This window comes from Marinobacter sp. (assembly GCF_048259445.1).
Lineage (GTDB): Bacteria > Pseudomonadota > Gammaproteobacteria > Pseudomonadales > Oleiphilaceae > Marinobacter.
This window is the reverse complement of the sequence record NZ_JBLXHQ010000003.1, coordinates 104,518-118,315: the sequence shown is the minus strand read 5'-3', so window position 1 is coordinate 118,315 and position 13,798 is coordinate 104,518. Positions and strand designations below refer to the sequence as shown.

At 52.1% G+C, this 13,798-nt stretch carries 12 protein-coding genes; all 12 read right to left on the bottom strand.

The annotated features are described in order from the left end of the window. Window positions 1–10: 10 nt before the first annotated feature. Entirely contained in the window at window positions 11–1,441 is a 1,431-nt protein-coding gene (locus ACN0RL_RS03285; RefSeq protein ID WP_417513668.1) for an oligosaccharide flippase family protein, read from the bottom strand. Beyond that, window positions 1,438–2,568: a dTDP-4-amino-4,6-dideoxygalactose transaminase gene (rffA, locus tag ACN0RL_RS03280; RefSeq protein ID WP_417513666.1), complete on the bottom strand. Its 1,131-nt coding sequence runs from the start codon at window positions 2,566–2,568 to the stop codon at window positions 1,438–1,440. Before rffA ends, ACN0RL_RS03285 begins: the two co-directional genes overlap by 4 nt. Continuing rightward, entirely contained in the window at window positions 2,565–3,128 is a 564-nt protein-coding gene (locus ACN0RL_RS03275) for an acyltransferase (protein ID WP_417513664.1), read from the bottom strand. Before ACN0RL_RS03275 ends, rffA begins: the two co-directional genes overlap by 4 nt. A gap of 1 nt (window position 3,129) precedes the next feature. Beyond that, window positions 3,130–4,179: a TDP-N-acetylfucosamine:lipid II N-acetylfucosaminyltransferase gene (locus tag ACN0RL_RS03270; protein WP_417513662.1), complete on the bottom strand. Its 1,050-nt coding sequence runs from the start codon at window positions 4,177–4,179 to the stop codon at window positions 3,130–3,132. Window positions 4,180–4,190: 11 nt separating this feature from the next. Continuing rightward, a complete protein-coding gene (gene rfbA / locus ACN0RL_RS03265) occupies window positions 4,191–5,072 on the bottom strand; it encodes a glucose-1-phosphate thymidylyltransferase RfbA (RefSeq protein ID WP_417513660.1) in 882 nt (293 codons plus the stop codon). Next, a complete protein-coding gene (locus ACN0RL_RS03260) occupies window positions 5,069–6,196 on the bottom strand; it encodes a dTDP-glucose 4,6-dehydratase (protein ID WP_417513658.1) in 1,128 nt (375 codons plus the stop codon). Before ACN0RL_RS03260 ends, rfbA begins: the two co-directional genes overlap by 4 nt. Continuing rightward, window positions 6,193–7,134 carry a Wzz/FepE/Etk N-terminal domain-containing protein gene (locus tag ACN0RL_RS03255; protein WP_417513656.1) on the bottom strand — a complete coding sequence of 314 codons (942 nt, stop codon included), beginning with the start codon at window positions 7,132–7,134 and terminating at the stop codon, window positions 6,193–6,195. Before ACN0RL_RS03255 ends, ACN0RL_RS03260 begins: the two co-directional genes overlap by 4 nt. An 11-nt stretch (window positions 7,135–7,145) precedes the next feature. After that, window positions 7,146–9,722 (bottom strand): SLBB domain-containing protein, encoded by a 2,577-nt coding sequence (locus ACN0RL_RS03250; protein WP_417513654.1) that lies wholly within the window; start codon window positions 9,720–9,722, stop codon window positions 7,146–7,148. Between the two features lie 79 nt (window positions 9,723–9,801). Next, window positions 9,802–11,292, bottom strand: a complete 1,491-nt coding sequence (locus ACN0RL_RS03245) for a capsule assembly Wzi family protein (RefSeq protein ID WP_417513652.1) — start codon at window positions 11,290–11,292, stop codon at window positions 9,802–9,804. Window positions 11,293–11,512: 220 nt separating this feature from the next. Further along, the gene (locus tag ACN0RL_RS03240; protein ID WP_417513650.1) at window positions 11,513–12,292 is read right to left on the bottom strand and encodes a Wzz/FepE/Etk N-terminal domain-containing protein; all 780 of its coding nucleotides are present in this window, start codon (window positions 12,290–12,292) and stop codon (window positions 11,513–11,515) included. 55 nt (window positions 12,293–12,347) lie between these two features. Then, window positions 12,348–12,827, bottom strand: coding sequence for a transcription/translation regulatory transformer protein RfaH (gene rfaH, locus ACN0RL_RS03235; RefSeq protein WP_417513648.1), 480 nt, complete (start codon window positions 12,825–12,827; stop codon window positions 12,348–12,350). Window positions 12,828–12,873: 46 nt separating this feature from the next. Then, window positions 12,874–13,641 (bottom strand): 3'(2'),5'-bisphosphate nucleotidase CysQ, encoded by a 768-nt coding sequence (gene cysQ / locus ACN0RL_RS03230; protein WP_417513646.1) that lies wholly within the window; start codon window positions 13,639–13,641, stop codon window positions 12,874–12,876. Window positions 13,642–13,798: the final 157 nt, after the last annotated feature.

The window sequence follows — 13,798 nt, the reverse complement described above, 5'->3', positions numbered from 1 at the left end:
ACAATGCTTATTAAATTAACGGGAGCTCGGCTCTCTTCTGGCGTTTGGCTAAGAACTCCAGCACACCCAAAATTTCACCCCGAAAAACAACCGCCCAGGCCCCCAAAACAACCAACCAATACCCAACCATCCAACCCCTCAAAACCTCGCCCCAAAGCGTAAACACCACAGCGCCAGCAACAGAGACCAGTGTGAAGGCGTACAGCACTAGCCGGGGCATGGGCTTCCACAAGAAAATGGAGAACTCGGTTCTCAGTAAGAGAAATACCCAAAACGAAACACAGGTACTCACCGCCGCACCGGCGGCGCCGAAGATCGGGATTAACCACCAATTGCCAATTAGGTTGAAGGCAAATGCGATAACGGCTGCCAGCATAGAGAAAGAGGTGCGCCGGGAGATACCTATGCCTACAACGGTGGTTTCAGAAAGCGTGTACAGCAAGGGATAACCAATGCAGGACACCACAATCCACTGCACTGCCGCGTAGTTGGCCGGCAGGAAGAACGTGACCACCCAGGACAACAACCCGGCCAAGGCAAACCCGAGTATAACCAGAGCCAGTATGTAACGGCTTACTCTATTTACGTTCTCCAGCCCGGTGCCTGCGCTGGCCCACTTGTATACCGTGGGTGCCCAAACGGTTGAAAAAACGCTTTGCAGTATGCTGGCCGCTGCGGCAAAGCTGACCGATACCGAGTAAACTCCCAGCTCCTCAAAGCTGGCAAGGGTTCGCAGGAATACCTTGTCTACGGCAGTGAGCCCCCAGAACGCCAGGCCACCAAGAATCAGGGGCAGCCCGAAGCGGAACATGCTTTTTAGCTGATCAATATCCAGCCTGGTGCGAATGCCAGCAAGCCATTCTGCCCGTGTATTCCACCCATAGATTGCACAAACAAAAGCAATCGCTGCGGTGTTCGCGAGAACGAGGTTGGTCAGATTCTTGTCAGCCCCTACGGCAACGTACCCCCCGATAATGGCAAGCAATAGCAGTTTAGGGAGCAGCTGACTCATCGAAAAGGCCAAGCCTCGCTCGTTCATTCGCAGCACGAGCGACAAAAATCGGGAGATAAAGCTGCCCACCAACGCCAAGGCCACCAACATACTCAAGTGCCATGCAGGCACATCGAACAGCCAACCGGCCAGCTTTCCGCCGAGTGACAACAGTACCAAAACGGTAACTACCAGCAAAACCAGCCCCGGCAGCATTGCTCGCTTTAATAGTGCGGGTTTGCTGTCTGCCTCGTGAAACTCCCGCACGTACGATTGGTCTAACCCCAAGCTGAATAGCAGGACGCTAAAACCAAGCGTCACTTGAAGCATGGCCATCCGCCCAACGTCTTCTTGAGAGAAGAACCAGGTAATAACTGGCAGGGATATGAGACCTAAGACAGCACCTCCAACCGGGCCTATGGCGAAGACGGCTATTTGTTTGGGTGTCACCGATAGAACTCGAAAATGGCGTCAACCGTTCGCCGCTGCTTCGCCTCATCAATCCCGAACCACATAGGCAGTCTCACCAACCGCTCGCTTTCATTGGTGGTAAAACGATCTTCACCGTGGAATCGACCGAATGCCGCACCTGCTTTGGCAGAGTGCAACGGCACATAATGAAATACCGCAAGAATATCCCGGCTCTTGAGATGTTCCAGCAAAGCGGTGCGCTCGTCCAACCCAGAAGTTTTCAGATAAAACATATGGGCGTTGTGCGTGCAGCCTTCTGGAATGGTTGCAAGTTGAATGCGTGCTTCCTCAGCCCATGGCTGTAGTTGTTGCCAGTAATGTTGCCAAGCACTTAGGCGCGACTCATTGATTTCGTTTGCATGTTCCAACTGCGCCCACAGATAAGCGGCCTGCAATTCACTTGGCAGATAACTGCTGCCGATATCCACCCACTGGTACTTGTCTACCATGCCCCGGAAGAACTGACTCCGGTTGGTGCCCTTCTCTCGAATCACCTCGGCACGCTCGGCAAAACGTTCATCATTGATAATTAGTAAGCCACCTTCACCGCCGCTGGTGTAGTTCTTGGTTTCGTGGAAGCTGATAGCTCCCAGATGGCCAACGGTTCCCAGCGCACGCCCTTTGTAGCTGCTCATCATGCCTTGGGCCGCATCTTCAACCACATAGAGGTTGTGGCGCCCGGCAATATCCATAATAGTGTCCATCTCGCAGGCAACACCAGCGTAGTGCACGGGCACAACGGCTCGGGTTTTGGGAGTGATTGCCGCCTCAATCAAGGTTTCATCGATATTCATGGTATCGGGACGGATATCGACGAATACAATCTTCGCACCACGGAGTACGAAGGCATTTGCAGTGCTCACGAAAGTGTAGCTCGGCATGATGACCTCATCGCCGGGCTGTATATCGATCAAAACGGCGGCCAACTCCAGTGCTGCGGTGCAGGATGGGGTTAGCAGCGTTTTGTTAGCTGGAAGGTTCGATTCGAACCACTTCTGGCATTTTTTGCCGAAAGGGCCGTCACCGGAGAGTTTGTTACTCTTCAGCGCCTGCGTGATGTATCGCTCTTCAGCGCCTGTGACCGGAGGGATATTGAACGGAATCATTCTCGCTGCTCTTTGAGAAATTGCGCTTCGAGTTCCAGTAAATCCTGCTTGCGATCCTTGATTCTGCGAGCTGGGTTGCCTGCATAGGTGCCCCAGGGTTGGGTACTTTTGTTCACAAGCGTCATCGCACCGACAGAGCAGCCTTCTGCCAAATCCACACCGGGGAATACCATCGAACTTGCACCAATAATCACATGTCTGCCAATTCGAACTACAGCTTTTCGCTCATTCTTGTATTTTCCACTTACGGTAGGGTTCGTTAGCGTTCGGCCGGAATAATCATCCGATTGTGAAAACACCTGAACTCCATACGCCAGCCCGCAAAAATCGTCCATGAAGACGCCCTTTTCACCGCCTGCAACCAAGCAAAAAGGTGCAATATGGACATACTTCCCAATTGCGACTCGGCCCGATATTACGCAAAAATCATCTATCCTCGAATAATCACCCAACTCAATCATGTCGGGATTATAAATACTCGCCTTGTCACTGACTTTTACGTTTTCACCTACAGCCTTAAACCCCATCGTCTCAAGCTGCTCTCTGATCAGATAAGCCATGTTATCCCTCGAAAATCTCTGAAAGTTGCTTAACCAGCGTTGCCCTTAAAAAATATGAGCGAACTACATGGGCATTTTCTTCCGCCTCATCAGACGTGATCCGGCAGAGCTCTATATTTTCAACATTTTTCAGCTTAATTCCTAAGCTATTCAGAAAACGCCAGTGGCTTACATCGCTCCGCATAAACACCGTCTTTCCCATACCCAAAAGCGTAATAGTGTTGCCCATTGCTTGTTGGCGTTGATGGTTGAAGATCGCAATATCAAGGCTTTTCAAAAACTCTAGGTATTGCTCAAACGGCATAAAATCCGTCATGGGCACAAATTTACTTCCGAACCATTCTTCACCCAGGCCGATTACTTCTTTTGCGTGATTTAGGTCGCCATAAGATAAGGGTGCGAATATTGTGATGTCCTGATCTTTGAACGGCAGCAAACGATAGAGCGCTTCGATGTGGTTGTTACTCGGGTCGGCAGAGTTACCGAGCAGTATGTTCAAGCCATTATGGTCAGGGGCTGAGTCTAATTCCATGGCCATTTTGGGGTCGACCACATTGCTCGGATACATGATACATTCGTGATATGCGCCCTCGGCCCCATACCATTGTCGAGCCAGTTCCACATCACCTTCGATGTACGTTACCAAATGGCCAACCCTGCGGATGACAAACCGGCGCAGACTCTCTTTAATGCGAGAAGCCCCAGTATTTGAAGCTTTTGTGTATTGGTAAAGGTCGCCCCCCCAGATGATCCAGTGGCACTTAGGCAGTACCCACGGACACAAAGCAAGAATTAGGACAACCCTTATATTGAATAACCCATGCAGCATAACCTTTCGAGCGATGTGGAACTGCTTTATCAGTTTTGCGTAGCCCACAAGTTTGCCCCAAACACCACCTTTACACACATACACGGTTTCACTCTGCTCTAGGGGGTATTTTTCGGCGGAACCCGTGAACCAAAATTGATGTTTTTCTTCCTGAAACTCTTCTTTGACGAGTTTGACAAACGGTGGAATAAACTTATCTAGCCCTGCTACATGTAAAATCACAAAAGTACCTTTCAGAGCTCACCACCGACTAAGGCGCTGAGGTAGTCGCCATAGCTGTTTTTGCGTAACTCCTGCGCTTGTTGCTCTACTTTTTGCCTGCTTAACCAGCCCTGGTTGTAACCAATTTCCTCCAAACAGGCGATCTTGTAGCCTTGGCGCTTTTCTATGGTTTCTACAAACTGGGCGGCTTCCAGCAGGCTTTCGTGAGTGCCTGTGTCCAGCCATGCAAAGCCCCGACCCAGCAGGTTTACCCTCAATTCGCCTTTTCCCAGATACGCCCGATTCACGTCTGTAATCTCCAACTCACCACGGTTTGATGGCTGAACGGCTTTGGCAATCTCGACCACCTTGTTGTCGTAGAAATAGAGACCGGTGACTGCAAAATGTGATTTAGGCCTGGTGGGCTTTTCTTCGATAGAGATGGCTTTTTGCGCACCGTCAAACTCCACCACGCCAAAACGTTCCGGGTCTTTGACCTGATATCCGAATACGGTCGCCCCGCCCTGCACTTCCAATTGCTTCACGGATTCGTGGAGCTTAGGAACGAATCCCTGACCATAGAAGATGTTGTCACCCAATACCAGACACACGCTGTCGCTACCAATGAACTCTTCGCCAATGATAAAGGCCTGGGCGAGGCCATCCGGACTTGGCTGGATTTCGTAGCTCAGGTGAATACCGAATTGTTCACCGGTACCCAATGCCCGCTGAAATCCTGCCTGATCTTCCGGGGTGGTGATGATGAGAATATCCCGGATGCCAGCTAGCATGAGCACAGAGAGCGGGTAGTAAATCATTGGTTTGTCGTACACCGGCAGGAGTTGTTTGGAGGTGCCGAGTGTTATGGGGTACAGGCGGGTGCCGGAGCCGCCCGCGAGGACGATGCCTTTCATACTGTTGCTCCCAGACGTTCTCTTTGGTAGGTGTCGTCTTGCACTCTTTGGCACCACTCTTGGTTTTCCAAGTACCATTGTACGGTTTTGCGGATGCCGGTTTCGAAAGTTTCTTCTGGCACCCAGCCTAGTTCGTTTTCGATTTTTCTGGCGTCTATGGCGTAGCGTCTGTCGTGGCCGGGGCGGTCGGTTACTGTGGTGATAAGATCACGGTAGCTTTTTACCTGTGGGCGCAATTCCTGGAGGATATCGCATAGGGTGTGTACTACTTGTATGTTCTTTTTTTCGTTGTGACCGCCGACGTTGTAGGTTTCGCCTACTTTACCTTCTGTGGCCACTTTGTAGAGTGCTCGGGCGTGGTCTTCTACGTAGAGCCAGTCACGGATTTGGTCGCCTTTGCCGTATACGGGCAGCGGCTTCCCTTCCAGGGCGTTGAGGATCATCAAGGGGATGAGTTTTTCCGGGAAGTGGTAGGGGCCGTAGTTGTTGCTGCAGTTTGTGACGAGTACTGGCAGGCCGTAGGTGCGATACCAGGCTCGTACCAGATGGTCTGAGCTGGCTTTGCTGGCGCTGTAGGGGGAGCTTGGGGCGTAGGCTGTCTCTTCTGTGAAGAGAGGCAATGACTTCCCCCTCTCTCCTGGCCCCTCTCCCGCGAGAGGAGAGGGGAAGTCAGCCTCATCCCTTGAAAAGTCTGCCGGATGCGGGAGGTCGCCGTATACTTCGTCGGTGCTTATGTGGTGGAAGCGGAAGTTGGCTTTTTTGCCTGGTTCCATGGCCTGCCAGTACTGGCGGGTGGATTCCAGCAGGGTGTAGGTGCCTACAATGTTAGTTTCAATAAACTCAGCCGGGCCGTCTATTGAGCGGTCCACATGGCTTTCGGCAGCCAGGTGCATGATGGCATCTGGCAGATGTTGGGCTAATACACGGTCTAATTCGGCGCGATTGCAAATGTCTACTTGTTCGAAGACGTATCGCTCGCTGCTACTAACCTGCGCCAAGCTTTCCAAATTGCCGGCATAGGTTAGTTTATCGAGATTAACCACTTCATCGGTGGTGTTATTGATAATATGGCGAATGACCGCAGAGCCGATGAAGCCGGCGCCGCCGGTGATCAGGAATTTCATAGCTTTTCTTCAGCTTTATCGGTTTTGATGAAGGCGCGTACGAAGACAAAAAATATACCCAGCATGCCCCCGAGCATCACAGCTAAAACAACAATCAAAGCGCGCTTGGGCTCACTTTTCTCTTGGGGTGCGACGGCGGGATCTACGGTTTTGAATACATACTCAGGTTGCGCATTGGCAAGCATTACCGTACGCGTTTCGCTTTCAATAAGTTGGTAAAACACTTGTTGCATGCCAGCGATGCTGGTTTCTTCCAGTTTACCTTCCAGGTAGGCAATACGAGCCTCAGAGGTGCCGACATCTTCCTTGCGCATGTGCTCATTTATATCCGCTACCAATAAAGTAGCCCAATCTCTGGCAGCCTTTGGTGAAAGGTTTTTGATACTGATTGTGAGCATGCCTGTATCTTTGCTCTCACTCACACTCAGGTGACTTCCCTTGAAAGTTTTCACCAGATCCCAGTTTGTGGGGGCAAAACTCTTGCCTTTATCGTCGGTAAGCCACTCTTTCGTTTCAGGATTGTAGGTTTCACGGTTGTACTGCCACTGCTGTTTTTCTTTATTCCAACCGTTAGCGGCCTTCAGTGGAACTGCCAGCTTATGCCTACGGATGAAATCCGTCAGGAACGCGCGAGACTGTAGGACTTCTTTAGCGATAACAGTTTGATTGGAACCGCCACCACCCAAGTTAATACCAGCCAAGCTGGCCAAGCCTCCCAGTTGGCCACTCAAGCCTTGAACGCCACCTTCATCATTAGCCGGCGCCACCAGTACGCTGGCTTGATAGATATCCGGTTTCATAAGAGCAAAGGCCACGCCACCCGCAGCGAATAGAATCGTAATCGCTAGAACGAGCCACTTTCCTGCCCACAATGTGGCGAAAAGCTGCCTAAGGTCAATTTCATCATCTGCGTACTGGCTTTGCTGTTCGAGCTCCATTCGTTGATTCATCACAGATTACCCACTGCCGCTGCACCAAGCGCCATCTGATAAACAATCTGGCTCACGTTCGTCCACAGCTCCAACTGATTCAGGCGGTCCACATCAATCGGCATGATAACCGTGTCCCCTGGCTGCAACTGCTGGCTGCGACCGCCAAACCACGCGCTTTTCTCAGGCAACATTACCGAACCGTCGGCTTTCACCACGTACACCCGACTCTCGTCTGCCTGACGGGTTGGCCCGCCAGAACGCCCCAGGTAGTCGTCTACGGTTAAACCTGCTGAGTGCAGATGACTTGTGGGGAATTGCACTTCGCCGAACACACTTACGGCCTGAGGAATAGTGGGGACGGTTAATGCGTCGCCGTCCTGCAGGCGAATGGACTGATAGCTGCTATCTTCCATCACGGAGGCAAGGTCAATTACCATGCGCCCTACTGGTCGGCTAGTTTGCACATCGTCTAGCAAGCTCTGAACCTGTTCTACGCGTTGTGCACTCTGGCCACCAAAGTTATCGCCTTCCAACTGAACACCCAGCAGGTCACCCTGCAGGCGCTTTTCAGCTTCCTGCAGGCGCTGAGCTTCCAACTCACGTAGCTTTTTACGGGTGAATACCGCCCCACGCGGGAATGCATTGCTGGTGAGCCCTCCAGCACGTTTGAGAACATCCACCAGCGTCTCGCCATCGCTGAACGTGTACTCGCCTGGATAGACCACTTCACCTTCCAGCTTTATGGTACGTGTGGCACCGAACAGCGGAATGGATTTGACCATCAGGCGATCACGGCTTTGCAGCTGTATATCGGATTGGTCATTCATTGCTTCCACCAGGCTGACGGTGCGAAGCTGAGTTTGCTCTACTCCATCAACATTCAGGTTCCGGCGAGCCAGCTCTGCATCTAACATCAGGGCGGAATCCGTCAAACCACCGGCCATAACAATGGCATCTTTCACTTTCCCTGTTGCTGGCAGAGGGTACTCACCAGGGTAGCGCACAGGTCCGCTGATGGTTATTGTTTGCTGAGGTGCTAGCGGGGTGGCCTGAGCTTTCAAGCGCCTTACAACGGGACTAAAAAGTATATCGCGACGAAACCGCTGCGGATCTTTTTGACCGTCAGCAGATTTTTGGGCCATTTCGCTTGAATTGCGAGCAGTCGCCTGTTCGCGAAAGCTCTGTTTGAAGTTGCCCTTACCCTCATCCGAAAACACTAAAATCTGGTCTTTCTCTTGCAGCACCAGGTCTTCTTCACCGCCGGGGTTGGCTAAGGCATTTTTTAGCTCCAAGCTCAGGACGGAAATGTTTTGGGACTCGGAGTTTGTCCTGACCAAAGCCGCAAAATTGGTGTCTGCGATTGGCAGTAAATCTGCGTCGAGATTGCGGATTACGGAGCTCACCCGCATGCCCGGCACCCATGCAAATTTGCCTTCACGAGTGGCCGCACCTGTTATTTCAACGTACTGGCCTGTCACGTCGGCAATGGACGCAACTGAAACCCGATCACCAGCCTTCACCTTCGCACGCTTGCCTTTGTTGTTGGTGAGATCAGCCTCTGCTATTACACGCAGGAAATCATCATTCGTGCGCTCTATACGGGTAATTTGCGGGTAGGCTTGCGACGTGAGACCACCAGCCAGATCAACCAAATCGTCGAGCGTGGTGGAACTGTTAATTTCATAAAGAGCTGGCCGATAGACTTCACCATCTATCCCGACACGGGGACCTACAGCCGGGATAAATACGGCGTCTCCGGGTTGAAGGCGTACATCACCGCTGGTATCGCCTTTCAGCAGAAGGTCGTATAAATCAAGAGTGCTCACAACCTTCCCGTTGCGCTTTAGCTGTACGTTGCGCAAAGAGCCGGTGTGGCGAATGCCGCCAGACACATAAAGTGCGTTGGTTATGGTAGAGAGCGAGCTCACACTGAACGAGCCAGGCGTACGCGCCTCTCCAAGCACAAACACTCGCATACTTCGCAACTCACCAAGAGATACGGCCGCTTTTACGCCAATGTACTGCTCTGCAACCAGCCTGCTGATTTCTTCTCGGACTTGCTGAAAGCTCATACCAGCGACATTAACCGGCCCTCTTTCGGGCATCTCGATGGTGCCATCACGGGAAACAACCAAGGATAGCTGCCGGTTATCATTGCCCCAAAGCTGAACCTTTAATTCGTCACCGGGGCCCATCGTGTAGTTGGCAGGCACCGGAATTTCTGTGACTGGGGCGAAAGTGCTGGGCTTTCCTTCAAACAGCTCGTACCCAAACGGCTTCAGGCCATGATTCTTTGCGCTGAACGCTTGCTCTTCCTTGGAGGGCTTGCTGTCACTCTGGTCTTTCCGACCATTCTGCTCATTGTCTTTCTCAAGTGGCTCAACGACTGAAATCTCCTGATTCACTTGCGGCCGGGTTTCCGTGCCTCCTCCCTGAATCTGATCCAGATCTACGCCGTATTGCCGCGCCAAGGCCTCCTGTTGGGCTTTGGGCAGAGATTTAAACTGTTGAATCTGGGCGGGTGTTATGGATTGCGCCTGAGCTGCTACGGGGAGCAGAAGAGTTAAAGAGATCAGGAGGTTCTTTAGATTCACGGTTTTAGGGTCCGGTTTATTACTTAAATTGATTGGTTCTGGGAGAGGGGCTAAGGACTGGCAGGTGCTTTGCCGGGAACTAGAAACGGTGTCGCCAACTGGCGCCTACAGACCATTGGCCTGCTTCATTGTCTGTCGGATTGATCAATTCGAGCTTTTTGTCTGCAAACTGCGCGCTCAGGTCCAGCCAGCCATTGAGCAATTCTGTGCCATAGCCGGCTTTTGCGATCACTTGTTTAGCGTTTTCAGCGGGAACCATTAACTTGATGTCTTGATCGATCATCGGTGTTCGGCTTATTCCGTCTTTGTTGAATTCAACAAAGCTCAGGCTGGCCGAGAGGTTGCGACCATCATCGAAGAAGTGAAAGCCACCTAGCGTAATGGCTTCGGCATCGCCACTGAAGCTGGCACCCATGGTGCGGCCGTAATAGCGGTAGCCGCTATTATAACGGGAGTGATCGTAGGTGATATTGGGCATGGCGTCGCCCAGGAAGTCATCAGCAAGGGTGTTAGCGTATTCAATAAACCATTGTTGGTCGCCGCTAAAAAGCTGGCTCGTCCAATCGGTGCCCAAAAGCCAGGATTTACGTGCGGGAAAAGCACCGGCTTCGTCTTCGCCCATCATTTGGCCGTACACACCCAAAGACTGGTTGCCTATGGCCATGCCATAACGCGCATCGATGCTGGCAAGCTGGTTGCCCGGATCGTCTTCTTCCAGCTGTCCATTATCTCTGCCGATCAATGCATTCCAGATGGTAGAGGCGCCTTCAGGCCGACCTTCACCGCCTAGCATAATTGCACGGGAAAACCCCAGTTCCAGTCCATCCAGCGGGCGAAGGTTCAGGCGCATACCAATCAGTTTGGCTTCCGGCACCTTGCGTTCTTTCTCATACTGCCCGGCAAATACAGTGAACTGCCACGGACCAACCCAACTCAGCCATCGGCTTTCAGGCGCGGAGGCGTCTTTACGATTCAGCCATACAGAGGGCAGTGGCCGGGCGTTGTTGGACAAGATAAGGCTGGATTGCCAGCCAGGCCCCCACCAGCGATCAATAGCGCCGGCACCAAACACCCAGTTGCCGGCGGTTGCGGCAAGATAAGAGCCATCAAATCGGACGCTTTTGTCGTCATCGGGGTTGTGGGCATAAGCCGGGGCTAGACCAAAAGCCCAGTTTTGCCCCTGCCACTGCACATCCAGTTTTACTGTGCCTTCGGCCATTGGCCCGCGATCAAAGCCCTGAGCCATGGCCACTTCGTTCGTGCCAGAGACTTCAAACTCGGTACGAAACCCAGGGGATGCTTGCTGGCTGCGCTCAAATTCAAGGTAATTGCGCGCGAGCCCAGTGGCGGGGTCAGATTTGCTTTCTGACTCATTCAACCCATTGGTAATTGAGCCCCACATGATTGGCCAGCTGCTCACAGGGCGCTGCAGGTGCCCGCGATCCGCAAGCTTCTGAACCGCGAACCGAGCGCGTACATCACCCGGCTCCAGCCAGGGTGCCGCCGCTGTTAAAGTGCTGGTCAGGCACGCTACCGCCCCACCGACCAAGGCCCAGTGTTTTAAGGTCATAAAAATAATTTGCCAGCAATAACGGGAAAAAGCGAAGAGAGAGCTATACGCTCCCTAGCGCATCCCTGTCAGTGTGTGGGTGTTCAATATTTGAAGAGTCGCGATTCTACGGTATTCAATGAGACATTCAAGTGGCAGAAAGACGTACACATAAACCAAACCAATGCGGAAGTTTCATGGCTTGCCAGAAGACCAGAGAACCTTTTATTTGAAATGACAGCTAGTTAGCACTCTCAGCTGCAACCTGCTCCCTTACGGTAGCTGCAAACTCGCCCATAAAAGCTACAAAAACACCCAACATACTACCGAGGAGTAACGACAACACAACAATCAAGCTGCGTTTCGGGGCTACTTTTTCAGCGCTTCGGCGGCTGGTAACAAGCACCTCCACTCCCTGCAGCCCCTCGAGTTTAGCGTCAATCCTGGAGCGCCTCTCTATCGCGCTGGCAATAGCTTCACCGGCGTCTTTCTCACCCTTCAATGTTTCAATAGCCTTTTCCAAAGACACTGCCTGGCGCTCGAGGCTTTGTCGCTCGACCGCAACCAATATCGCCTGATGGTCTTTGACGCTGCCAATCAGGGAACTGTGGGCGCTAACAATGGCTTTCTCTACCTCTTTCGTCGAGTTGCTGATGAAACGAATCAGGCCAGTGCTTTCGGGATTACTGAAAGACACATCAAAAGGCAGTTTTGTGCCATGTTTTTCGCGATATATGGTTTGCACCTCCGGCAACCAGCGACTCTCCAGTGTTGCAATGATCGTTTCTGGAGACTGAACAAACTCTTTGCTGTCTTTTTGAGCTATCTGGATAAGGCTGGCGTACTCATACTCGTCTGGCATCCACATTGCGTATGTCAAGCCAGCAATTGTGACGGCAACAAAGACCACATAAAAAGCCCGACGCCTCCGAATAAACGTTGCAGCGAGATCAACCAGGCTGATCTCATCGGAATATTCTGGCCGTTGACCGCCAGGAGGCGCACTTTGCATGTCACTCATTTGACTGCAGTCTCCAAAACATGGCTTTTTTGCATGGGCTTTGGCGAAATCTGATTCAATGCTTTATCGCCGAAACCGGCACCTTCACACATTGCTGCTTTTGCATAAAGCTGATCAACACTATAGCCCGCTCTTCGCCATCGTACGCTTGAAAAACCGCATTAATCCCCTCAAACGGGCCTTCGCCCAGCTGAACCGCTTCGCCCTGCTTGAGCCCACCCTGCTGCGTGACCGAATCAAGGCTGTCTTTAACGTGCCGAATGACGTCATCTGAAATCGCGGCAGGCTTGTTAGCGAAACTCACAACACGCAGTACTCCGCGGGTTGACCGCAGCTTTGCCCAGGCGGGGTCTGTTTGCTCCAGATTGACGAACAAATAACCGGGAAACAGTGGCTCCAGCTTCTGGATGCGTTTTCCTGCTTTGATTTTTTCAACCTGAATCTTAGGGTAGAAACAGGCAATGTCCTGATTCTGCAAATTGGCAAGAGCCCTATCACCTTGCGCGGGCTTGTGCTGGAGTGCGTACCAGGTCATAAGATTCCGGTGTCAGTTGATAATGAGCAGTGAGCCTTAAGGCGTATCAAAAGTACCAGTTTCCCGCCGCAATAAAATACGGGTTTAGCACATCCTCTTTACCGTACTGCAATGGCTGGCCCTCCAAAGTGTGTACATTTCCGCCGGCAGCAAGCAGAACGGCATGGGCTGCAGCCGTGTCCCATTCGCTGGTGGGCCCCATTCGGGGATAAATATCGGCATGGCCTTCAGCTATTCGACAGAATTTGAGGGAGCTGCCAGCCTGAAGCGTTTTGTGCGCACCCAGCGCTCGGATGAAGTTGCGAGTTTCATCATTCATGTGATTTTTGCTGGCAATGACGCGTTTGGTTGCCGGGGGCTCGGCCACGCGGATGCGGTGAATCTGCCCGCTCCTGTCACGCCTGTGAGCGCCCTCACCTTTGATGCCCCAAAACGCCTCTTTTAAAGCAGGGGCCGTAACAACGCCCATTACTGGCTCACCGTTTTCAATCAGGGCTATATTTACCGTGAACTCTCCGGAGCGTTGCGTAAACTCTTTGGTCCCGTCAATTGGGTCAACGAGCCAGAACCGGCGCCATTGCTTGCGTTCCTCCCAGCTGGCCTGGGCGCCCTCTTCTGAAAGAATCGGTATATCCTGGCTCAGGTTGCGCAGGCCTTTCACGATGATCTCGTGGCTTGCAATATCCGCAGCGGTGATCGGCGACTCGTCTTCCTTGTAATTTACCTTGAAGTCAGACTGGTAGATTCGAAGCACTTTTGCACTGGCTTCGTCGGCCAGTCGAATCACATCTGCGAGTAATGAAGTGTATGGCATATTCTGCGTCCTGCGTTGCTTGTATCCATGCATAATAACAAATAGTACTGGCTGATCGTATTCAGGCTTTTCTGGCAGGTCGCTTTCAGGCACCCTGAAAGAAGCAATTTGAACTGCGACTCAGAGGCTCCAACGCCTCACCAGCCAGAAGGTCTAT

What these genes read in the sequence shown, in the direction of transcription:
- ACN0RL_RS03240 (WP_417513650.1), bottom strand. Translation starts at nt 12,292, where the DNA reads ATGAGTGACATGCAAAGTGCGCCTCCTGGCGGTCAACGGCCAGAATAT.
- rffA (WP_417513666.1), bottom strand. Translation starts at nt 2,568, where the DNA reads ATGATTCCGTTCAATATCCCTCCGGTCACAGGCGCTGAAGAGCGATAC.
- ACN0RL_RS03245 (WP_417513652.1), bottom strand. Translation starts at nt 11,292, where the DNA reads ATGACCTTAAAACACTGGGCCTTGGTCGGTGGGGCGGTAGCGTGCCTG.
- ACN0RL_RS03255 (WP_417513656.1), bottom strand. Translation starts at nt 7,134, where the DNA reads ATGGAGCTCGAACAGCAAAGCCAGTACGCAGATGATGAAATTGACCTT.
- rfbA (WP_417513660.1), bottom strand. Translation starts at nt 5,072, where the DNA reads ATGAAAGGCATCGTCCTCGCGGGCGGCTCCGGCACCCGCCTGTACCCC.
- ACN0RL_RS03275 (WP_417513664.1), bottom strand. Translation starts at nt 3,128, where the DNA reads ATGGCTTATCTGATCAGAGAGCAGCTTGAGACGATGGGGTTTAAGGCT.
- cysQ (WP_417513646.1), bottom strand. Translation starts at nt 13,641, where the DNA reads ATGCCATACACTTCATTACTCGCAGATGTGATTCGACTGGCCGACGAA.
- ACN0RL_RS03260 (WP_417513658.1), bottom strand. Translation starts at nt 6,196, where the DNA reads ATGAAATTCCTGATCACCGGCGGCGCCGGCTTCATCGGCTCTGCGGTC.
- rfaH (WP_417513648.1), bottom strand. Translation starts at nt 12,827, where the DNA reads ATGACCTGGTACGCACTCCAGCACAAGCCCGCGCAAGGTGATAGGGCT.